Source organism: Isoptericola hypogeus, from assembly GCF_039531145.1.
In the GTDB taxonomy this organism is placed as follows: Bacteria; Actinomycetota; Actinomycetes; order Actinomycetales; family Cellulomonadaceae; genus Isoptericola; species Isoptericola hypogeus.
In genome coordinates this window covers 272,445-292,886 of the sequence record NZ_BAAAPM010000005.1, presented here as the reverse complement: position 1 = coordinate 292,886, position 20,442 = coordinate 272,445, and the positions used below count along the sequence as shown (strand labels likewise).

The following is a 20,442-nucleotide window of genomic DNA, read 5'->3' as shown; positions in this document are numbered from 1 at the left end:
CCGGCAGCGACCGCCCGTCAGGGCCGCACGACGACGGACAGCTCGCGGCTGCGGGTCTCCCCCGTCGCGTTGGACAGCACGCCGACGTACCGGTGGGTGCCGGGCTCGCGCCCCGTCACGACCGTCGTGGCCGACTGGGCCGCACCGCCCGAACCTCGGGTGAGGTCCTGGCGGTCGATCTCCACGCCGTCCTCGAGCAGCACGTAGCCGGTGGCCTGCGTGCCCCACCACTTGTCCATGGTGACGGTGTAGGCGCCGTCGCCGTCGTGGTTGTCGTGCGAGAGCACGGGGACGCCGGGGCCCGCCTCGGTCACCCGCACCGTGTGCACGTTGGCGCACGCCGTGGTCCCGGCCGCGTTCACCAGCTCGCACGTGTACGTGTACTCGCCGTCCGCCCGGCCGGTCACCGGGACCGAGACGTGCTGCGCCCCCCGGCCCGACCCCGTGAGCTGCTCCGTGCGGATCAGCGCGCCGTTCTCGTAGAGCCGCATGCTGGTGCCCGCCTGGCCCCACCAGAGGTCGACGAGGACGTGGTAGTCACCGTCCTGCAGCCCGGTGTCCCACCCGTTGTCGTCGCTGATCCGTGCCTCGCCCGGCCCGTCGTCGAACGACACGGCGACGTCGTCGGAGCACCGGTCGCCCCCGGCGTCGCACAGCCGATAGGTGACGGAGTCGCTGTCGTCCGCGACGTCGTCGGTGTGCTCGCCGTCGTTCGGGACGGTCGCGACGCGTTCCCCGTCGCGGTAGATCTCCGTCTCGGTCGTGAGCGAGCCCTCCCAGGCGAGCCGCACGCTCCGCTCGTCCCGTACCCGGTGGACCGTCGCGGCCACGTCGTACGGGGCGTCGAGCTGGACGCGCACGACCTGCGTGGCCGACCCGTACGACGTGGTGTAGACCGACCCGCCGTCCGGTGACATGAGGGACGTGGTCAGCACGGACGCGGGGGTGACGATGCCCTGCACCCGCTCGAAGGAGCCCACGTCGACCTGCACCACCGAGCCGGGGCCCGACGCCGTGCCGAAGTAGGCGAACTCGCCCTGCGGGTCGACGACGGCCGACTCAGGCGTGTTCTCGTTCGGCCCGAGCGTGATGGCGCCGAGCCGTGCGAACGGTTCCAGCCCCACCTTGAGCACCTTGCCCGGCGTGCCGTGGACGCCCACCAGCAGGTTCCCGCCGTCCGGGGTCATCACCGCCGACGAGACGAACCAGTCGGTCCGCTCCATGGTGAGCCCCTCGACCCGCTCCATCGAGCCCAGGTCGACCTTCACCACCCGCGTGGGCAGGGTGTAGGTGGCGAAGTAGGCGGTGCTCCCGTCCGGCGAGATCGCGGCCTCGGCCAGCGAGTTCTCGCCGCTCGCCATCGGCGTGGCGCCGACCCGCTCGAACGACCGGAGGTCGACCTTGACCACGCGGCCGGGGCTGGTGCCCGTGCCGAAGTAGGCGAACCGGCCGTCCGGGTCGATCAACGCCGAACGGAGGTCGTTCTCGCCCGGCGCGAGGGTGATCGAGCCCGCGAGCTCGAACGACTCCAGGTCGATCTTGACCACCCGGCCGGGCGAGCCGCGCGTGCCGAAGTACGCGAACCTTCCCTCGGGGTCGACCACGGCGGACCGGTGCACGCTGTCCGCGGCGTCGAGCTCGATCGCACCGACGCGCTGCATGGTCCGCAGGTCGACCTTGACTACGCGCCCCGGCAGAGAGTGCGTGCCGTAGTACGCGTAGCGGCCGTCGGGATCCATCACGGCCGCCTGCACGGCGGACTCCCCGCGGGCGAGATCGAGGCTGTCGACCGCCGCGGGGAGGAGCCGGCCCGTGCCGCTCACCGCGACCTCGTCGGTCCCGGCGCCGGCGACGCCGATCCCGAGCGTCGCGTCGACCCGCCCCGTGGCCTGCGGGCGGTAGGTGAGCTCGATCGTGCAGCTGTCCCAGCGGTCCAGCGTCGTGCCGGCGTCGCACGTGCCGCCGGTGGCGCGGAACCCCTCCGAGAGGCCGCCGACCTCGTCGATCGTGGCCGCGTCCGCCCCGAGCCCGGTGACGGTGACCGTCCGCACGTCGCTGACGGTCCCGAACGCGACGACCCCGAAGTCCACGAGCGACGGGCTCACGTGCACGGCGACTCCGGCCGGGGCCCGCAGCGCGACGGACCGCGTGGCGCCCTCGTCGGCGACCACCGTCACCCGCTCCTCGGCGTCGACGTACCCGAAGGCCCCGGCCCCGACCGTGTAGTCGCCCTCCGGGAGACGGACGGCGTACCGGCCCTCGCCGTCGGCGGTGGCCGTGCGCTCCACCGGTCCGGTGAAGGTCAGCGCGGCACCCGGGACCGGATCGCCGGTCTCGGCGTCCGTCACGGTGCCGTCCAGGACCCACTGCGGCGAGCGCGGAGCCGCCGCGACCGCCGCGAGCACGTCGAGCCGGCCCTCGCCCCAGACGTTGTTGCGCTCGACCGTCCCGCCGCAGGTGAGGTCCTCGACGTCCACGGCGGAGCCGTCGAGCACGGCGCGCGTGCCGTCGAGGTCCCGCTCGAGCGCCGGCGCGGCCGACCACAGAAGAGCGACGGCGCCCGCGACGTGCGGCGCCGCCATCGACGTCCCGTTCATCGCGACATAACGGTCACCCGGCACCGCGGACTGGATCGCGACGCCCGGCGCCGCGATGTCGGGCTTGACGTCCGCGTCGCCGAAGGGCGAGGGCCCGCGCCCCGAGAACGTGGCGATCGCGCCGGCCGAGTCGTAGGCGCCGACCGAGTACGCGGCGGCCGAGCTGCCCGGGTTCCCCGCCGTACCGCACTGCGGGCCGTTGTTCCCGCCGGCGAAGACGGGGAAGATCCCCGCGGCCAGCCAGGCGTCGACGGTCGCGTCGTACCAGGGGTCCGCGCCGGCGTCGGCGCTGCCCCACGAGTTGTTGATGACGTGCGGACGCAGGCTCGGGTCCGGGTGCTCACCGTTGCGGTCCGTCGGCGCGAGCATCCACTGGCCCGCGGAGAGCAGGAGGCTCTGCGAGCAGTAGTTGGCCGGGCACGCCGTCGCGGCGATCCACTCCGCGTCGGGGGCGACGCCGATCCGGTGCCCCTCGGCGGAGCCCAGCATCGTGCCGACGGTGTGGGTCCCGTGCCCGAGCGTGTCGCACGGGTCGTCGTCACCGCACGACCCGGAGGGGTCCCACCAGTTGTAGTCGTGGACGAACGTGCCGTCGTCCTGCGTCCCCCGGTACTGCTCGACGAGGGCCGGGTGGTCGTACTGCACCCCCGTGTCGATGCTCCCCACGACGATGCCCTCGCCGGTGGCCCCGTAGGTGTCCCACACGTCGGCGGCGCCGATCTGCTGCACGCCCCAGGCGATGTCCTCGGCCGTCGCTGCCGCTGCCGCGTCGGGGTCCGGGACCTCGGGCACCTCGTACGTCCGGTCGGCGGTCACCTCGGCGACGTCCGGCAGGCTGCTGATCCGGTCGAGCAGGTCGGCGTCCCCGGTGACCTTGACGGCGTTGGCGACCCAGAACTGCTCGTACTCGGCGCCCTCGTCGGACAGCAGGTCGACCAGGCCGGCCTGCGAGCGCCGTGCCGTCGACGTGAGCTCGTCGTAGACCGCCTGCCCCTGCTCGGCCCGGTCCGCGACCCGCGCGGAGGAGGTCAGGTCCGCCTGCTCGTCGAGATAGACCCAGAAGGTCGTCTCCTCGCCGCCGCTCAGCGCGCGCTCCACGGCCCGTTCGACCGGCACGGGCTCGTCCGCGCTCGCCGTCCCCACCGCCCCCACCAGCGCCACACCCATGGTCAACGAGGTGGCCGCCAGCAATGCGACCGACCGAGTTCGCCGGTGAGGTGTCACGTCGTCTCCTTGCGTTCGAGAGGGGGAAGCTCCCGGGTGGGAGAACCGTCGTCCCACGTTCACCTGTTGCGGCCGGCGTCGCGAGTGTCCGAATGACCCAGTCATTACCGTCGCGCCGTCGTGGCGGACGGTCGCAGCCGATCCCTCAGCCGATTGCTTCGTCGGCCGAGTCTGCGGTCCCGCTGCGGGCAGGTGCCTCGTCCTCGGCCCCCACCCTGCGCTGCCCCTCCGCCTCAGCCGAAGGCGCGCTGCTCGCCGCGGTAGGTCGGCACGACGTCGACCACCTCGTCGCCGCGCACCAGGTGCACCGACGCGAACCGCTCCATGAGCTCGCCCGCCTTCGCGTGGCGCATCCACACCCGGTCCCCGACCCGCAGGGGACGCGTGCCGGACGGCCGCCGGCGCAGCGGCGTCATGACCTCGCCCGCGCCCTCGGCCCCGGTGAGCGCCCAGCCGGCGGTCGCGACCCGCGGGAGCCGGGACCGGCCGGCGGGCCCGGACGCCGGGTACCCGCCGCCGAAGGCCGTGGCCCACCCTGGTGCGGGCACGCGCACGACGTCCAGCCCGAAGAAGGCGGACGGGCGCGGAGCGAACGACCGGTACCCGTCGAAGAGCCCGGGGACGAACAACCCGGAACCTGCCGTCACCTCGGTGACATGCGGCCCGGCGCCGGAGGTCTCGAGCGACCCGGTGCCGCCGGAGTTCACCAGCTCCAGGCGGTGCCCGACGGCGGCCTCGGTCGCCGCGAGCAGCTCACCGCGCCGGCCGTCGACGTCCGCGACCGACAGTCGCTTGACGAGCCGGACGGCGGGGTTGGTGTCGGGCAGGCCGGCGACCTGCGCCTCGTAGAGCATGAGGCCGCGCAGCCGCGCCCCGGGCACGGCCTCGACCCGGGCCGCGAGCGTCGCGACGTCGGCCGGCGAGCGCAGCGGCGAGCGGCGTGTGCCCAGGTGCACCTGCAACGGCCCGACGCCCAGGCGCAGGGACGCGTCGACGTCGAGGCAGACCTGCACGTCGGGCAGGACTTCGCCGGCCGCCTCGAGGGCCCGGCGCAGCGGCACGAGCTGCGCCACGTCGTCGACCATGAGGGTGACCTCGCGGCGCGCCGTGGCGTCGCCGGCGAGCCGGGCCAACGCGTCGCGGTCGACGCTCGGGTAGCCGACCAGCACGTCGCGCACGCCCGTGCCGGCCAGCCAGAGCGCCTCGGCGAGAGAGAACGACATGACGCCCGCGAACCCGGCGTCCAGGGCGCGGCCGACCAGCGAACGCACCCGGACCGACTTGCTCGCCACCCGCACCGGCCGGCCGCCGGCGCGCCGGAGCAGGTCCGTGGCGTTCGCGTCGAAGGCGTCGAGGTCGACGACGGCGACCGGTCCCGGCACGTGCGACGTCGCACGGCTCAGCCGCTCCGTGAGGCTCATGCGCCGCACCGTACACCGCCCGAACCGGCGCCGGACACGGGCGTCCGGTCATGGCAGAGTGTGCGCGTGACTCGAAGCAGCGTCGCCCCCGCACCGTCCCCCGCTCCCCCCTCGTCTGGCGCCGAGCACCCCCTGCGCACCTGGGGGCGCACCGTGACGTGGCGGCCCGCCCGCCGCGCCGCGCCGCGCGACGAGGCGGAGCTCGCCGCCCTCGTCGCGGGCGCGAGCGCCGAGGGTCTGCGCGTGCGCGCGATCGGCGCCGGGCACTCGTTCACCCCGGCCGCGGTGACCGACGGCCTGCACCTCGACCTCGACCACCTCGCCGGGGTCGAGGCCGTCCTGCCGCAGCCGGACGGCACCACGCACGTCACCGTGCGCGCGGGCACGCGCCTGCACGCGCTGAACCGCCTCCTGGCGGCGCTGGGCCTGGCGATGCGCAACCTCGGCGACATCGACCGCCAGTCGGTCGCCGGCGCGATCTCGACCGGCACCCACGGCACGGGGGCGCGCCTGGGCGGGCTCGCCACGCAGGTCCGCGGCGTGCGGCTCGTCGCGCCGGACGGGCAGGTCCGCACGGCGACCGACGCCGCCGCCCCGGGGTCCGCCGAGCGCGACCTCTTCGAGGTGGCGCGCCTCGGTCTGGGCACGGTGGGGGTGCTGTCGGCCGTGACGCTCGAGGTGGTGCCCGCGTTCTGCCTGCACGCCCGGGAGGAGCCGTGGCCGCTGGACCGGGTGCTGGAGGGCCTGGACGACTACGTCGACGACAACGACCACGCCGAGTTCTACTGGTTCCCCGGCACGCGGCGGGCGCTGACGCTGCGCAACAACCGCGCGACGCCCGACCAGGTCCGCGCGCGGGACGCACGCCGCGCGGGCGTGGCCGGCTCCCTGCGGTCCGCCGCCGGGCGGGCCCGCGCCCTGCTCGACGAGGAGCTGCTGTCCAACGGCGCGTTCGGGGCGGTGAACCGCCTGGCGCTGGCCGCCCCCGGCCTGGTGCCGCGCCTCAACGCCGTGAGCGCGCGGGCCCTCCCCGCCCGCGACTACGTGGCACCGTCGCACGAGGTGTTCATCCATCCGCGCCGCGTGCGGTTCGCCGAGATGGAGTACGCCGTGCCCCGCGCCGAGCTGCGCGACGTGCTCTCCGAGCTCGACGGCTGGCTGCACAGCTCCGGCGAGCCGGTGCCGTTCCCCGTCGAGGTCCGCTTCGCGGCCCCCGACGATGTCTGGCTCTCGACCGCGCGCGGGCGCGAGACGGCGTACGTGGCGGTGCACCAGTACGCCGCGATGCCGCACCGCCGCTACTTCGGGGCCGCCGAGCGGATCTTCACCGCCGCCGGCGGGCGCCCGCACTGGGGCAAGCTGCACACCCGCACGGCCGAGGACCTGGCCGCCCACTACCCGCTCGACGACGTCGCCCGCGTGCGTGCCGCGGCCGACCCGGACGGCGTCTTCCGCAACGACTACACGGACGCCGTGCTGGACCTCACGCCGAGATAGCGGGGGCGACGAGGGCGGTCGCGATCGCGGCGACCCCCTCGCCGCGGCCGGTGAGGCCGAGCCCGTCCGTCGTGGTGGCGCTGAGCGACACGGGTGCTCCGGCCGCCGCGGACAGCGTCGCCTCGGCCTCGGCCCGGCGCGGGCCGATCTTGGGCCTGTTGCCGATCACCTGGACGGCGACGTTCCCGATCTCGAACCCGGCGTCCCGCACCCGCCGCGCCGCCTCGGCGAGGAGGACCGTGCCGGCCGCGCCGGCCCACTGCGGCTCGCTCGTGCCGAAGTGGCTGCCGAGGTCGCCGATCCCGGCGGCGGAGAACAGGGCGTCGGCGGCGGCGTGCGCGGCGACGTCCGCGTCGGAGTGCCCGGCCAGACCGCGCTCACCGGGCCAGCGCAGGCCGCCGACCCACAGCTCGCGGCCGGCGCCCTCGGGAGCGAAGGCGTGCACGTCGACGCCGATGCCGGTGCGGGGCAGGCGGTGCTCCCGCGGGACGGTCCCGCTCACGACTCCTCCTCGACGAGCAGGCCCGCGACGAGCAGGTCTCGCTCGGTGGTGATCTTCATCGCGGCCTCGTCGCCCGCCACGACGTGCACCGGGAGGCCGAGCGCCTCGACCAGCCCCGCGTCGTCGGTCGCGGCCAGGTGCTCGGCGGCGGCCCGGGATGCCCCGGCGGCGTGCGCGCGGACCAGCACCGCGCGGTCGAAGCCCTGCGGCGTCTGCACCACGCGGAGCAGCCCGCGGTCCGGCGTCTCGACGACGCGCTCGACCAGCGGTCCGTCCGCGGCCTCGGCCACCGCGACCGCCGCGAGCTCGACCCGCTTCACGGTGTCCACGACGGGCAGTCCGGGCACGACCGCCGGGTGCCCGCGCCGCACCGCCGCGACCACGCGCCGCACCAGGGCAGGCGGGGCGAGCGGCCTGGCCGCGTCGTGCACGAGGACGACGTCGACGCCCTCACCGGCGAGCCGCAGCCCGGCGGCGACGGACGCCTGCCGGGTGGTGCCGCCGTCGACGACGCGGACCGGCAGGTCGACCTGCGGGTCGCCCGCCACGATCTCGCGCACCGCGCCCGCGAGCCCGGGCGGGCACGTCACGACGAGCATGTCCACGACGCCCGACGCCGCGAGCCGCCGGGCGGCGTGCAGCACGAGCGGGAATCCGGCGAGCCCCACCAGCGCCTTGGGCAGGTCACGGCCGAGCCGGGAACCCGACCCTGCGGCGGTGAGGATCGCGAGCGTCGTCATCGAGGGCTAGACCTTCGGCGGTGAGAGGGGCCGCGGCCGTGCGGCGCACGACTGCGGGCGGGCGGACATCCCGTGAACACGAGTGTCGCCGCGCACCAACTTCGGTGCGCGGCGACGTCGCTCGTTCGACGACGGCGCGATCAGGAGGCGAGAACCTCGTCGATGATCGCGCCGGCCTTCTCCTCGTCGACACCCTCGGCGAGTGCGACCTCCGACTCGAGGATCTGGCGGGCCTTCGCCAGCATCCGCTTCTCGCCGGCCGACAGGCCCCGGTCCGCGTCACGGCGCGACAGGTCGCGCACGACCTCGCCCACCTTGATCACGTCGCCGGACGCAAGCTTCTCGAGGTTCGCCTTGTAGCGGCGCGACCAGTTGGTGGGCTCCTCGGTGTACGGGGCGCGGAGCACCTCGAACACCTTGTCCAGACCCTGCTGGTCGACCACGTCACGCACGCCGACGAGGTCGACGTTCTCGGCCGGGACCTCGATGGTCAGGTCGCCCTGGGCAACCTTGAGCTTGAGGTACATCTTCTCTTCGCCACGGATCTTGCGCGTCTTGATCTCCTCGATCAGCGCGGCGCCGTGGTGCGGGTAGACAACCGTCTCGCCTACTGTGAACGTCATCTGCAGATGTCCCCTTTCCCAGTCGACCATCCTACCACGCGGGGCCGTCACGACTTTCGACCCCGGGCCTCGCCGCCGACCGGCAGTACCCACGTTTCCGCAGGTCACAGGCTTGATACGGACAGAATGGGGCGAACCGTCCGCGGCATGACTAGGATGATCCGGGGCCCCTTGCGGGCTCCGTCAACGACTTGTTGTGTGCGCGCGACGTGAAGGAACCCTCTCTCGCCCGCGCGCCGGCCATGCCCCGCGAAGGAGAGCACGTGTCCCGCTCCGCCCGTCCCGCACGTACCGTCGTCGTCGCAGCGAGCGCTGCGGCCGGCGCCCTGCTGCTGGCCGCCTGCTCCCCCACCACCACGACGCTGCCGTACGCGGCGTCGGACGGCGCACGCGTCAACCTGACCGACTCGGTGCGCGGCCTCAACCTCATGGTCGTGACCGAGGGCGAGGGGATGCCGGGCGCGATCCTCGGCGCGCTGGCCAACGACTCCGCCGAGACCGTCGACTTCGAGCTCGCACCCGCGGGCGCGGCGCCGCTGTCGGTCTCGGTCCCGGCGGGCCAGACGATCTACCTGTCCGCCCAGCAGGACGGCGACCAGGTGCTCGACGCGACGATCGACGCCGTCGCGACCATCCCGGGAACCAACCTCGAGGCCACGCTGTCCGGGGCCGGGGCGGACGAGGACTTCTTCCTGCCCGTCTTCGACGGCAGCCTGCCGGAGTACGCCGACTACCTGCCGGAGGCCAGCGCCCCGGCCTCATGAGCCGCGCGGCTTGCGCCGCACCCGCACGAACGACGCAGCCCCCGGACGGGTCGACCTGTCCGGGGGCTGCGTCGTTCGCGCACGGCCCGGCGCGCGGGCCGCAAGATCACCCGAAGCGGCCGGAGACGTAGTCCTCCGTGGCCTGCTGGGACGGCGAGGAGAAGATCGTCGCCGTGTCGTCCATCTCGATCAGGCGGCCGGGCTTGCCGGTGCCGGCGATGTTGAAGAACGCCGTGCGGTCGCTGACCCGGGCCGCCTGCTGCATGTTGTGCGTGACGATGACGATCGTGTACTCCTGCTTGAGCTCCTGGATGAGGTCCTCGATCGCCAGCGTCGAGATCGGGTCGAGCGCGGAGCACGGCTCGTCCATGAGCAGCACCTGCGGCTTGACGGCGATCGCGCGCGCGATGCACAGGCGCTGCTGCTGCCCGCCCGACAGGCCGGAGCCGGGGCGGTCGAGGCGGTCCTTGACCTCGTTCCACAGGTTGGCACCCTGCAGCGAGCTCTCGACCAGGTCGTCGGCGTCGGACCGGCTGATCCGGCGGTTGTTGAGCTTCACGCCGGCGAGCACGTTGTCCTTGATGGACATCGTGGGGAACGGGTTGGGCCGCTGGAAGACCATGCCGATGTTGCGGCGCACGGCGACCGGGTCCACGTCGGCGCCGTAGAGGTCGACGCCCTCCATCTCGACCGTGCCCTCGGCGTAGGCACCGGGGATCACCTCGTGCATCCGGTTCAGGGTGCGCAGGAAGGTCGACTTGCCGCAGCCGGACGGCCCGATGAAGGCCGTGACCGACTTGGGGTCGATCGTCATCGTCACGTCCTGCACGGCGAGGAAGTCGCCGTAGTAGATGTTGAGGTCCTTCACGTCGATGCGCTGAGCCATCGTTGTTTCCTTCGTTCGAGCTGCGTGAGCGGGGCGGTCTGCGCGTCAGCGCAGCTTCGGTGAGAACCAGCGGTTCACGAGACGGCCGGCGAGGTTGAGGACCAGCACGATGACGATGAGCACGAGCGCCGCGCCCCACGCGTTCTGCATCGCGATGTCGGGCACGCAGGTGGCCGACTCCCCGCCCGGGCAGGTCGCCAGGCCCTGGCTGTACTGCCGGTAGGCGAACACCGGCAGCGTCATCATCCGGTCGTGGAACGGGTCGAAGTTGATGGAGTCGGTGACCCCCACGGCGACCAGGAGCGGGGCAGTCTCGCCGATCACGCGCGCGACGGCGAGCAGCACGCCCGTCGTCAGGCCCGCGACGGCCGTGCGCAGCACGACCTTGACGATCGTCAGCCACTTGGGCACCCCCAGCGCATACGCAGCCTCGCGCAGCTCGTTCGGCACGAGCTTGAGCATCTCCTCGCAGGATCGCACGACCACCGGGATCATCAGCACCGACAGCGCCACGGCACCGATGAAGCCGAACCTCGCCGACGGGCCGAGGATCAGGGTGAACAGCGCGACGGCGAACAGGCCGGCGACGATCGACGGGATGCCGGTCATGACGTCGACGAAGAACGTCACCGCCCGGGCCAGGGCGCCACGGCCGTACTCGACCAGGTAGATCGCGGTCAGGATGCCGATCGGCACCGAGATCAGCGCGGCGAGCGCCGTGATGATGAGCGTGCCCACGATGGCGTGGTAGATGCCGCCGCTCGGGTCGCCGCCGAAGATGTTGCGCATGGACAGCGTCAGGAAGTCCATGCTGATGCGGCCGATGCCGTTGGAGACCACCGTCCACACGAGGGAGACGAGGGGCACCATCGCGAGGCCGAAGGCGGCCCAGATGAGCACCGTCATCGTGCGGTCGGTCCGCTTGCGGCCGGCGTCGGCGGACGTCAGCAGCGCACGGGTACGCGCGGCGTCGTCGGTCAGGTTCGTGGTCGGCGCGCTCATCAGTTGGCCCCCGAGAAGTCCTTGCGGCGCGCGACGATGGCGCGCGCCCCCATGTTGACGGCCAGCGTGATGACGAACAGCACGAGGCCGGTGGCGATCAGCGTGTTCACCGCGAGCCCGCTCGCCTCCGGGAAGTCGAGCGCGATGTAGGCCGCGATGGTCTGCTGCTGGGCGCTCTCGAGGATGTGGAACGAGTACAGGAACCCGGGCGAGAGGATCATCAGCACCGCCATCGTCTCGCCGAGCGCGCGGCCGAGGCCCAGCATCGCGGCGGAGATCACGCCGGAGCGCCCGAACGGCAGCACGGCGGTGCGCACCAGCTCCCAGCGCGTGGCACCGAGCGCCAGCGCGGCCTCCTCGTGCAGCTTCGGCGTCTGGAGGAAGACCTCGCGCGAGACCGCCGTGATGATCGGCAGGATCATGACGGCGAGCACGATGGCGACGGTGGCCAGCACGCGTCCCGTCGGGGACGCCACGCCGGCGAACAGGGGGAACCAGCCGAGGTACTGGTTCAGCCACTCCCACACCGGCACGGCGACCGGGGCGAGCACGAAGAAGCCCCACAGGCCGTAGACGACGGACGGGATGGCCGCCAGCAGGTCGACGAGGTAGCCCAGCACCTGGGCGAGCCGCGGCGGGGCGTAGTGGGAGATGAACAGCGCCACCCCCATCGCCAGCGGGGTCGCGACGGCGAGCGCGAGGATCGCGGCGAGCAGCGTGCCGAAGACCAGGGGGCCGACGAAGCCGAGGAAGGAGCTGCCCTCGGGGAAGCGCGGGACGCTGGCCGCCAGCTCCTCGCTGCCCGCGGTGACGGCCGGCCACGCCTGCCACAGCAGGAACAGGGCGACGGCGGCCAGCACCGCCAGGATCAGGACGCCCGCGCCCACGGCGAGCCAGCGGAAGGCCCGGTTGAGGCCCCGGTCGGAACTGCGACGACGCCGGGGACGTCGTCGTGCCGGCGCCGTGGCGGGCGGCGGGCTGGCGGTGGTGGTCACGCGTACTCCTCGTTCTCCTACGGTGGTGACGCCGCCGCCGGTTGAGCCTGTCGAAACCCGATGATCGGTTTCGACAGGCTCAACCGGCGATGGTTCGCCCTGCGACGGTCAGGGTCAGCCGGCCGCGATCGCCTCGATGGACGGCATGATCGCGTCGCGGACGTCGGCGGACAGCGGGGCGGAGCCGGCGGTGTCCGCGGCGGTCTGCTGGCCCTCCTCGGAGGCGACGTAGCTCATGTAGCCCTTGACCACGTCGGCCGTGGCGGCGTCGGCGTAGGTGCCGCAGGCCAGCATGTAGGAGACGAGGACGATCGGGTAGGTGCCCTCGAGGTCGCGCTGCAGGTCCACGGTGTAGATGCTCTCCGCGGTGCCCTCGGTGCGCGGCGACTCGGCCACGACCGCGGCGGCCGCCTCGGCGCTGTAGGGGACGAACTCCTCGCCCACGCCGACCGCGACGGTCCCGAGGCCCGACACCTGCGAGGCGTCGGCGTAGGTGATCGTGCCCTCGCCCGACTGGGCGGCCGAGATGACGCCCGACGTCTGGGCCGCCGACTCCTGGCCCTTGATGGGCCAGATGCCCTCCGGCTCCCAGGTCCACACGTCCGGGGCCACCGTGTGCAGGTAGTCCTGGAAGTTCTCCGTGGTCCCGGAGTCGTCGGAGCGGTGCACGACGGTGATGTTCGAGTCGGGAAGCTCGGCGTCCGGGTTGTCGGCGGCGATCGCCTCGTCGTTCCAGGCGGTGATCTCGCCGGCGAAGATCTGCGCGATGACCTCGGGCTGGAGGTTCAGGGTGTCGACGCCGGGCAGGTTGAACGCCACGGCCACCGGGCTCACGTACCCCGGGAACTCGATGACGCCGCCGGCGCCGCACTGCTCCTCGGCGGCGGTCAGCTCGTCGCCCTCGAGCGCGGCGTCCGAGCCGGCGAACGCGTAGGTGCCGTCGCCGAAGCCGGTGCGGCCACCACCCGAGCCGACCGGGTCGTAGTTGATGGTGGTGTCGGGGTTCGTCGTCTGGAACCCGGCACGCCAGGCCTCCTGGGCGGACTCCTGCGACGAGGCCCCGCCGCCGTCGATCGTCCCCGACAGCGTCGACTCGGCCGAGTCGGGGGAGGTCGTGCCCTCCGAGGCGGAGGTCTCAGGGTCGGAGCCGCACGCCGCGAGCGAGAGTGCGAGAGCGCCGACCGCGACGACAGATCCAGCGCGGGTGAATCGGCTGAGCTTCACGTGTCGTTCCATCCTGTTCACGCGGTGGTTGCGCCGGCGACCGCCGGCCTCGCTCGGAACGCTAAGGAGGCAAGGTGGCCCGGGGCCCAGGAGCGGGTGAACGGGAAGTGAACAGTGGTGGGCGGCGCGTCACCCCGGTCACGGGGATGTCACGAAGACCCCCTCCGGAGTGCTGCCAGGAGTGCCGTCAGGAGTCCCCGTCGGCGAGCTTGTACCCCAGGCCCCGGACGGTGAGCAGCAGCTGCGGCGACCCGGGGTCGGCCTCGATCTTGGAGCGGATGCGCTTGACGTGGACGTCCAGCGTCTTGGTGTCCCCGACGTAGTCGGCGCCCCACACCCGGTCGATGAGCTGGCCGCGCGTGAGCACGCGGCCGGCGTTGCGCAGGAGCAGCTCGAGCAGGTCGAACTCCTTGAGCGGCAGCGACACCGCCTCGCCCCCGACGCTGACCGTGTGGCGCTCGACGTCCATGCGCACGGGTCCAACCTCGAGCACCGACTCGCCGTCGTCGTCGTGACCGTTGGTGGGGGCGTCCACGGCCGCCGGGCCGCGGCGACGCATGACCGCCCGCATCCGCGCCAGCAGCTCGCGGAACGAGTACGGCTTGGTGACGTAGTCGTCCGCGCCGAGCTCCAGGCCCACCACCTTGTCGATCTCGGAGTCCTTGGCGGTCAGCATGATGACCGGCACGTCGCCCCGGTTGCGCAGCTCGCGGCACACCTCCGTGCCCGACAGGCCGGGGAGCATGAGGTCGAGAAGCACCAGGTCCGCCCCGCCGTCGTCGTACGCGGCCAGCGCGTCGACGCCGTTCGAGGCCTCGACGACCTCGAAACCCTCGCGGGTGAGCTGATACGTCAGGGGGTCCCGATACGACTCCTCGTCCTCGACCACCAGGATGCGCGTCACGCCTCCACCTCCTCGTCTGGGGTGCGGCCCGGCCGCGGGGCCGTCACCGCCCCGTCGTCGTTCGTGCGGGCACGCGGGGTCGTTCCCGCGGCCTCGTCGTCGCTCGTGCCGTTGCTCGTCGTGCTCGTGCCGGGCAGGGCCGGCAGGTCGTCGTGCGGCAGGTCCGCCGCGGGGATGCGCAGCGTGAAGGTGGACCCCTTGCCCGGCTCCGACCACATCCGGACGTCGCCGCCGTGGTCGGCCGCGACGTGCTTGACGATGCTCAGGCCCAGGCCCGTGCCGCCGGTGTCCCGGGAGCGCGCTGGGTCGACGCGGTAGAAGCGCTCGAAGACGCGGTCCTGCTCGTCCGCGGCGATGCCGACGCCCTGGTCGACGACGTCGATCTCCACGAGCCCGTCCCGTTCCCGCACGCCCACGCCCACGCGGGTGTTCTCCGCCGAGTAGGCCACGGCGTTGTCCAGCAGGTTGCGCACCGCCGTGACCAGCAGGTTGTGGTCGCCGTAGACCAGGCAGTCCACCGAGCCGCCCACGGTGACGGTGATGTTCTTGCCCTGCGCGGTGGTGCGCGCCCGGTCGACGGCCTCGTCGACGACGTCGCGCACCGGGATCGCGGCGACCTCCTGGAGGGCGCCCGCGACCTGCAGGCGGGAGAGCTCGATGATCTCGTGCACCAGCGCCGACAGGCGCGTGGCCTCGGCCTGCATGCGCTCGCTGAACCGCCGCACCGCCACCGGGTCGTCGGCGGCGTCCTGCACCGTCTCGGCCAGCAGCGCGAGCGCGCCGACGGGGGTCTTGAGCTCGTGCGAGACGTTCACCACGAAGTCACGTCGGATGGCCTCCACGCGCCGCGCCTCCGTGCGGTCCTCCGCGAGGACGAGCAGGTTGTCCGGCCCGACGGGCGCGACGCGGACCTGCAGCAGGACGGTGCCGGAGCCGATCGGGCCGCGCGGCAGCTCGAGCTCCTCCTCGCGGATGACGCCGTCGCGGCGCACCAGCCGCACGAGGTCGACGATCGCGGGGTGCACGAGCGCGTCGTTGCGCACCACCCCCAAGGCGTAGGCGGGCGGCGACGCGCGCACGACGTCGTCGTCGGCGTCGAGCACCACGGCGGCGGAGCGCAGCACCGCGAGCACCCGGACCAGGCCCTCGTCGAGCTCTGCGCCCGCGGGCTCCGGGGCCGTGCGCTGCAGTCGTTCGGAGATGCGGAAGGCGAGGGTTCCGACCACGCCCACCACGACGCCGAAGATGCCGGCGACCACGGCCGTGACGCCGTGGATGAATTCGTCCACGGCCTCAGCCTAGGTCGGCGCGCGCCCCGCACCCGACGGGAATCCGAACTGCTCAGCGACCCGACGTCCACTGTTCACCTTCGGGGTGCCTCGAGTTCACCTAGCGGTCCACACCGCGTCCCCGGGCCGTGACAGGCTGGCCGGAGCACCTATTTCCGTGAGAGGACAACCGATGCGAGAGATCTTCGAGGCCGAGCTGCGCCAGGTCGGCGACGACCTCATCGAGATGAGCCGGCTCGTCGAGTCCGCGATCCGGCGGGCCGGGACCGCGCTGCTCGAGGCCGACCATCAGCTCGCCCAGGAGGTCATCGCCTCCGACCACGCCATCGACAAGCTCGAGAGCGCGCTCGACGAGCGCTGCGTGCACCTGCTCGCCCAGCAGGCCCCCGTCGCGACCGACCTGCGCATCATCATCACCGCGCTGCGGATCAGCGCGTCCCTGGAGCGCATGGGCGACCTGGCCCGGCACGTCGCCGAGGTCGCGCGCGGCCGGTACCCGGCGCAGGCCGTGCCCGGCCCGGCGCGCGAGACGTTCGTGAAGATGCAGGCGGCCGCCGTGCACGTCGCGCAGCGCGTCACGTCCCTGCTCGCCACCCGCGACGTCGCGCTCGCCGCCGAGGTCGAGCAGGACGACGACCTGCTCGACGCCCTGCACCAGGACACGTTCGCCGCTTCCCTCGCGCCCGGCTGGGCAGGTACGCCGCAGGAGACGATCGACGTCACGCTGCTCGGCCGGTACTACGAGCGCTTCGGCGACCACGCCGTGTCCGTCGCCCGCCGTGTCACGTTCCTCGTCACCGGCGACTTCGACTCCGAGCACGCGCACACGGAGGCCTGAGCCGGAGCGCAGCGAAGGGTGGGGGTCGAGGAACGAGGCACCCGCCCGCAGCGGAGCGCAGGCTCGGGCCGACCGACGAGCACCGAGGCCTGAGCCGGAGCGCAGCGAAGGGTGGGGGCCGAGGAACGAGGCACCCGCCCGCAGCGGAGCGCAGGCTCGGGCCGACCGACGAGCACCGAGGCCTGAGCCGGAGCGCAGCGAAGGGTGGGGGTCGAGGAACGAGGCACCCGCCCGCAGCGGAGCGAAGACGCAGGACGGCCCCGGACGCGACTCGCGCGTGCGGGGCCGTCGTCTCTCTGCCTCAGCCCGCCAGGGAGGCCTCGAACGACGCACCCGAGGCGTTCGCGAACGCGGCCTCGACGCGCACCACGTGGCCGCCGGTGACCGTCAGCCGGTCGTGGGCGGCCGTGACCCGCGTCAGCTTCCGGTCGAGGTCGATCTCGACCGTGGCGCGCTCGAGGGACTTCGACGGCGACGACACGGCCAGGTCGGCGGTGCGCGCCGTCCCGGACACGAGGACCGCGCACGGCCCGGTGGCCCGGACCGGCCCCTCGTCGGTGACGGCGAACAGGTGGGCGAACAGGAACCACCGGCCCCGCCGGACGGCGCGCACGACGTGCGCGGTCGCATCCTGGCGCAGGACCTCGACGCCGAGCTCCTCGGCGTGGTCCGCCGTCAGCTCCGCGGTTCGCTCGGCGCTCGCGCCGGGCAGGATCACGTACCCGTACCGCCCACCGGTGGTGCCCGCCTGGTGCCGGACGCCGAGCGTCGCGTACCGGCGGGTGCGCAGGTCGGTGGACCCGCCCGTGTCGCCGCCGGAATTGACGTCGTACCACGACCCGGACCGGTCGGCCACGCCCGCGCGCACGTCCTGGCCGCCCAGGAACACGTACCCGGCCACCCCGTCGAGGTGCGCCCATGCCGGCGTCGCGGCCTCGGCGGGCGTGGTGACCCGCGCTCCGTCGAGCGTGAGCACCGGGTCGGCGTCGGTGGAGAACGACCGGTTCTCCACGACGGTCTCGGCGTCCGACCCGGTGGCGTCCACGCCGGAGCCCAGCGCGACCACGGCGTCGTCGAGCAGGAACCACGACTTCCTGGCCCGCAGGTTGCCCAGGCTGTTCGTCAGGTCCATCCCGGCCGTGCCCCAGCGGCCCGCGAGGCCGACGCCGCCGCCCCACGCGTTCTGCGCGCGGGGGATGCCCGTGCCCGCCCCCGACGCCCCGGACTGGCGCGGCGCGAGGGACGCCGTCGTGCCCGGAAGGCGGTACGGGTCCACGGTGGGCCAGTAGTCGTCCGAGAACTGGCCCTGGTCGCCGTCGACGTAGAGGTAGGCGGCGCCGTCGCCCTGGTGCCAGCCCAGGTTGTTCTCGTCGTTGCCCCACTCGTAGCGGCCGATGCGGCTCGAGGACGTGGCGACCGTGTACGCCCACCCGTGCCCGCGGTGCACCATCCGCTCCTGCGTCCCGAACTGCCGGTGCCCCTCGGGCTCCGGCGTCCCGGCGACCGTGTCGTCGGCCAGCAGCGGCAGCGCCCGCGACAGGTCGCTGATCGTGGCGGTCGCGGCGTAGTCCTGGGTGCATCGCGACATCCAGCCCTTGGCCAGCGACTGGTACGCGTCGCGGTACGGGGCGTCGAGCTGCGTCGCGAGCAGCAGGAGCGAGCTCACCGTGGTGAACCCGTCGTCGAAGTCGTGCTCGCGTTCCCGCGAGACCGCGCGCCCGCGGACGGTCTCCATCATCCGGCCGTTCCAGACGAACGGCGCGAACGACCGGTCCGGCGCGTCGAGGACGGTCGTGACGTCGGGATCGGTGACGTCCCACGGGCTGCCCGCGACGAGCATCAGCGAGCGCGCGACGCCGGACAGCGCGACGTTGCCGTACGTGCCCACGTACGGGAGGTACGAGTGGTCGATGTAGGAGCCGTCGGCGTAGAAGCCGTTCCCCGACGTCACGTGACGGAACAGGCTGCGCTGCCCGCCGCCGACGACGTCGCTGAGCGCGTCCCGCGCGAGGACCATGTCCGCCTCGTCGCGGGCGGTGATGCCCCGCAGCAGGCACGCGAGCGCCTTGTCGGCACGGTTGCCGCCCGTCTCGGGCGACGTCGACGTGCCGCGGTAGTTCGGGTTCGGAGTGAACCTGCGCACGGCAGCGACGGCCGCGGCGCGGTCCTCGGCGGAGAGCAGCGGGTCGAGGAGCACCGACAGGTCGCCGAGCGTGCGCGGGACGCCGATCTCCCAGAACCACCAGTTGCCCGACTTGCGGATCGTCAGGTTGTACCAGTGCGCGCTCATGTGCCGGTACCAGCCGGCGAGCCGCTCGGCCACGCCGGCGTCGCCGTGCTGGTCGGTGCCGCGGGTGGCCCACGCCGTCGCCACGAGCAGGATCCGGGAGTACGTGAGGGCGATGTTGGCCTCCCTCGGCCCGCTCATCGGCAGGTCGGCCCAGATGTCGCCGCCGGACGGCGGCACGGGCGCACCGCTGCTCAGCGCCTCCGCCGCCTGCGTCGACAGGTCCGCGAGCTGTGCGGCGATGCGCGGATGGGCGACGTCCAGGTCCGCCCCGCCGGTGAGGTAGTCGGCCCAGCGGGAGCGCAGGTCGTCGAAGCCGTCGGCCGCCCGCGCCCTCGGCAGGCCGAACGGAGAGCCGAGCATGCCGGCCGCCATCGGGACGGCGGCGCCGGCCAGCAGCAGGGTGCGACGCGTCATGCCTGGCCTGGTGACCTCCGTGGGGTGCTGCGCTCGCATCGGCGTTCCTCTCGTCATCGAACAGGTCCGGTCCGGGCCACCCACACCGTCGTAGGCGGCCGCCCGCCCACTGTGGCCCGAAATGCTCGTTCCGACAAGGAAGAGGTCACTATTGCTCATCGTGATCTGGCTGGGTCGCCCAGGTGTCACGGACAGGGCGGCCGTATCGTCGGTCCGGATGAGGAGAGGGGAGCATCATGAGAGTGCTCGTCGCCGGGGCCACCGGAGCGGTCGGTAGCCGCCTGGTGCCCCTGCTGGTCTCGGCAGGGCGCGACGTGGTCGGGACCGCCCGGACCGAGTCCCGGCTCGCTGCCGTGCGCGACGCCGGGGCACAGGGCGCCGTCATGGACGGCCTCGACCCCGACTCGGTGCGGGCGGCCGTGCAGGCGGCCGCGCCCGACGTCGTCGTCCACCAGCTCACCGCGCTGTCGAGCATCTCGGGCGACTTCCGCAAGTTCGACGAGGAGTTCGCGGTCACGAACCGGCTGCGGACCGAGGGCACCGACGCCCTGCTCGCCGCCGCGCGCGAGGCCGGCGCCCGACGGTTCGTGGCGCAGAGCTACACCGGGTGGCCGAACGAGCGGCGAGGCTCCTGGGTGAAGGACGAGGACGACCCGCTCGCCGACGACCCGGGCAAGGAGGCCCGCCGGTCGCTCCGCGCCATCCGGTACCTCGAGCGTGCGGTCACCGGCGCGGCCGGCATCGACGGCGTCGTCCTGCGCTACGGCGCCTTCTACGGACCCGGCCAGGCCGTCTCGCGCACAGGTGCCGTGGCCGAGACGATCCGCCGCGGACGGTTCCCCGTGGTCGGGGGCGGCACCGGCGTGTGGTCCTTCACGCACATCGAGGACGCTGCGACCGCGGCAGCGGCCGCCGTCGAGCGCGGCGCTCCGGGCGTCTACAACGTCGTCGACGACGAGCCCGCACCCGTCACCGAGTGGCTTCCCTACCTGGCCCAGCAGCTGGGCGGCAGGCGACCGATGCGGCTCCCGGCCTGGCTGGCCCGCCCGATGCTCGGTCAGCTGGGGGTCGCGATGATGACGACGGTGCGCGGCTCGTCGAACGCGCGGGCGAAGGCCGAGCTCGGCTGGCTGCCCCGGTTCCCCAGCTGGCGCGAGGGGTTCCGCACGGGCCTCGGCTGAACCGACCGCCCGGCCGGGTCGCCGGCCTCCCACGGGAGGGCTCGTCGGAGG

The 20,442-nt window shown here is 73.5% G+C and carries 16 protein-coding genes; 4 read left to right on the top strand and 12 right to left on the bottom strand.

All coding sequences use genetic code 11. The features are described from left to right. Nucleotides 1-17: 17 nt before the first annotated feature. Complete coding sequence (locus tag ABD254_RS14030) at nucleotides 18-3,764, bottom strand: S8 family serine peptidase (protein WP_344249038.1); 3,747 nt, start codon at nucleotides 3,762-3,764, stop codon at nucleotides 18-20. 290 nt (nucleotides 3,765-4,054) lie between these two features. Continuing rightward, entirely contained in the window at nucleotides 4,055-5,242 is a 1,188-nt protein-coding gene (locus ABD254_RS14025) for an alanine racemase (protein WP_344249037.1), read from the bottom strand. Nucleotides 5,243-5,374: 132 nt separating this feature from the next. Between ABD254_RS14025 and ABD254_RS14020 the strand changes: the two genes are divergently transcribed. Continuing rightward, nucleotides 5,375-6,739 (top strand): D-arabinono-1,4-lactone oxidase, encoded by a 1,365-nt coding sequence (locus ABD254_RS14020; RefSeq protein ID WP_425553812.1) that lies wholly within the window; start codon nucleotides 5,375-5,377, stop codon nucleotides 6,737-6,739. On the opposite strand, the gene ispF is transcribed toward ABD254_RS14020, so the two are convergent. The 3 genes from ispF to ABD254_RS14005 all read right to left on the bottom strand — a co-directional run bounded on the left by ispF (nucleotide 6,726) and on the right by ABD254_RS14005 (nucleotide 8,604). Further along, nucleotides 6,726-7,241, bottom strand: coding sequence for a 2-C-methyl-D-erythritol 2,4-cyclodiphosphate synthase (gene ispF, locus ABD254_RS14015; RefSeq protein ID WP_344249035.1), 516 nt, complete (start codon nucleotides 7,239-7,241; stop codon nucleotides 6,726-6,728). The two genes, ABD254_RS14020 and ispF, sit on opposite strands and share 14 nt — an antisense overlap. Next, nucleotides 7,238-7,981: a 2-C-methyl-D-erythritol 4-phosphate cytidylyltransferase gene (gene ispD, locus ABD254_RS14010; protein ID WP_344249034.1), complete on the bottom strand. Its 744-nt coding sequence runs from the start codon at nucleotides 7,979-7,981 to the stop codon at nucleotides 7,238-7,240. Before ispD ends, ispF begins: the two co-directional genes overlap by 4 nt. A 140-nt stretch (nucleotides 7,982-8,121) precedes the next feature. Continuing rightward, entirely contained in the window at nucleotides 8,122-8,604 is a 483-nt protein-coding gene (locus tag ABD254_RS14005) for a CarD family transcriptional regulator (RefSeq protein ID WP_188522243.1), read from the bottom strand. A gap of 263 nt (nucleotides 8,605-8,867) precedes the next feature. On the opposite strand from ABD254_RS14005, the gene ABD254_RS14000 reads away from it, so the two are divergent. Then, nucleotides 8,868-9,368: a hypothetical protein gene (locus tag ABD254_RS14000; RefSeq protein WP_344249033.1), complete on the top strand. Its 501-nt coding sequence runs from the start codon at nucleotides 8,868-8,870 to the stop codon at nucleotides 9,366-9,368. A 106-nt stretch (nucleotides 9,369-9,474) separates the two neighbouring features. Here ABD254_RS14000 and pstB read toward each other — a convergent pair whose 3' ends face one another. The 6 genes from pstB to ABD254_RS13970 all read right to left on the bottom strand — a co-directional run bounded on the left by pstB (nucleotide 9,475) and on the right by ABD254_RS13970 (nucleotide 15,668). After that, entirely contained in the window at nucleotides 9,475-10,254 is a 780-nt protein-coding gene (gene pstB, locus ABD254_RS13995; RefSeq protein WP_344249032.1) for a phosphate ABC transporter ATP-binding protein PstB, read from the bottom strand. Nucleotides 10,255-10,299: 45 nt separating this feature from the next. After that, nucleotides 10,300-11,256: a phosphate ABC transporter permease PstA gene (gene pstA, locus ABD254_RS13990; protein WP_344249031.1), complete on the bottom strand. Its 957-nt coding sequence runs from the start codon at nucleotides 11,254-11,256 to the stop codon at nucleotides 10,300-10,302. Beyond that, entirely contained in the window at nucleotides 11,256-12,251 is a 996-nt protein-coding gene (gene pstC, locus ABD254_RS13985; RefSeq protein ID WP_344249030.1) for a phosphate ABC transporter permease subunit PstC, read from the bottom strand. The genes pstA and pstC overlap by 1 nt, the downstream gene beginning before the upstream one ends. A 114-nt stretch (nucleotides 12,252-12,365) precedes the next feature. Then, on the bottom strand, nucleotides 12,366-13,475 hold the full coding sequence (locus tag ABD254_RS13980; RefSeq protein ID WP_344249029.1) for a phosphate ABC transporter substrate-binding protein PstS: 1,110 nt from the start codon (nucleotides 13,473-13,475) through the stop codon (nucleotides 12,366-12,368). Nucleotides 13,476-13,662: 187 nt separating this feature from the next. Beyond that, entirely contained in the window at nucleotides 13,663-14,379 is a 717-nt protein-coding gene (locus ABD254_RS13975; protein ID WP_344249028.1) for a response regulator, read from the bottom strand. Next, nucleotides 14,376-15,668: a sensor histidine kinase gene (locus ABD254_RS13970; RefSeq protein WP_344249027.1), complete on the bottom strand. Its 1,293-nt coding sequence runs from the start codon at nucleotides 15,666-15,668 to the stop codon at nucleotides 14,376-14,378. Before ABD254_RS13970 ends, ABD254_RS13975 begins: the two co-directional genes overlap by 4 nt. 172 nt (nucleotides 15,669-15,840) lie before the next feature. On the opposite strand from ABD254_RS13970, the gene phoU reads away from it, so the two are divergent. Beyond that, nucleotides 15,841-16,506 carry a phosphate signaling complex protein PhoU gene (gene phoU / locus ABD254_RS13965; RefSeq protein ID WP_344249026.1) on the top strand — a complete coding sequence of 222 codons (666 nt, stop codon included), beginning with the start codon at nucleotides 15,841-15,843 and terminating at the stop codon, nucleotides 16,504-16,506. Between the two features lie 301 nt (nucleotides 16,507-16,807). Here the strand turns inward: phoU and ABD254_RS13960 are convergent, their stop codons facing one another. Continuing rightward, the gene (locus ABD254_RS13960; protein ID WP_344249025.1) at nucleotides 16,808-19,210 is read right to left on the bottom strand and encodes a polysaccharide lyase 8 family protein; all 2,403 of its coding nucleotides are present in this window, start codon (nucleotides 19,208-19,210) and stop codon (nucleotides 16,808-16,810) included. A gap of 236 nt (nucleotides 19,211-19,446) precedes the next feature. Here ABD254_RS13960 and ABD254_RS13955 point away from each other — a divergent pair, with 236 nt between their 5' ends. Next, nucleotides 19,447-20,391 carry an NAD-dependent epimerase/dehydratase family protein gene (locus tag ABD254_RS13955; RefSeq protein WP_344249024.1) on the top strand — a complete coding sequence of 315 codons (945 nt, stop codon included), beginning with the start codon at nucleotides 19,447-19,449 and terminating at the stop codon, nucleotides 20,389-20,391. The last annotated feature ends 51 nt before the right edge of the window (nucleotides 20,392-20,442 follow it).

What these genes read in the sequence shown, in the direction of transcription:
- ispD (WP_344249034.1), bottom strand. Translation starts at nt 7,981, where the DNA reads ATGACGACGCTCGCGATCCTCACCGCCGCAGGGTCGGGTTCCCGGCTC.
- pstB (WP_344249032.1), bottom strand. Translation starts at nt 10,254, where the DNA reads ATGGCTCAGCGCATCGACGTGAAGGACCTCAACATCTACTACGGCGAC.
- phoU (WP_344249026.1), top strand. Translation starts at nt 15,841, where the DNA reads ATGCGAGAGATCTTCGAGGCCGAGCTGCGCCAGGTCGGCGACGACCTC.
- ABD254_RS14005 (WP_188522243.1), bottom strand. Translation starts at nt 8,604, where the DNA reads ATGACGTTCACAGTAGGCGAGACGGTTGTCTACCCGCACCACGGCGCC.
- ABD254_RS14030 (WP_344249038.1), bottom strand. Translation starts at nt 3,764, where the DNA reads ATGGGTGTGGCGCTGGTGGGGGCGGTGGGGACGGCGAGCGCGGACGAG.
- ABD254_RS13960 (WP_344249025.1), bottom strand. Translation starts at nt 19,210, where the DNA reads ATGACGCGTCGCACCCTGCTGCTGGCCGGCGCCGCCGTCCCGATGGCG.
- pstA (WP_344249031.1), bottom strand. Translation starts at nt 11,256, where the DNA reads ATGAGCGCGCCGACCACGAACCTGACCGACGACGCCGCGCGTACCCGT.
- ABD254_RS13955 (WP_344249024.1), top strand. Translation starts at nt 19,447, where the DNA reads ATGAGAGTGCTCGTCGCCGGGGCCACCGGAGCGGTCGGTAGCCGCCTG.
- ABD254_RS14025 (WP_344249037.1), bottom strand. Translation starts at nt 5,242, where the DNA reads ATGAGCCTCACGGAGCGGCTGAGCCGTGCGACGTCGCACGTGCCGGGA.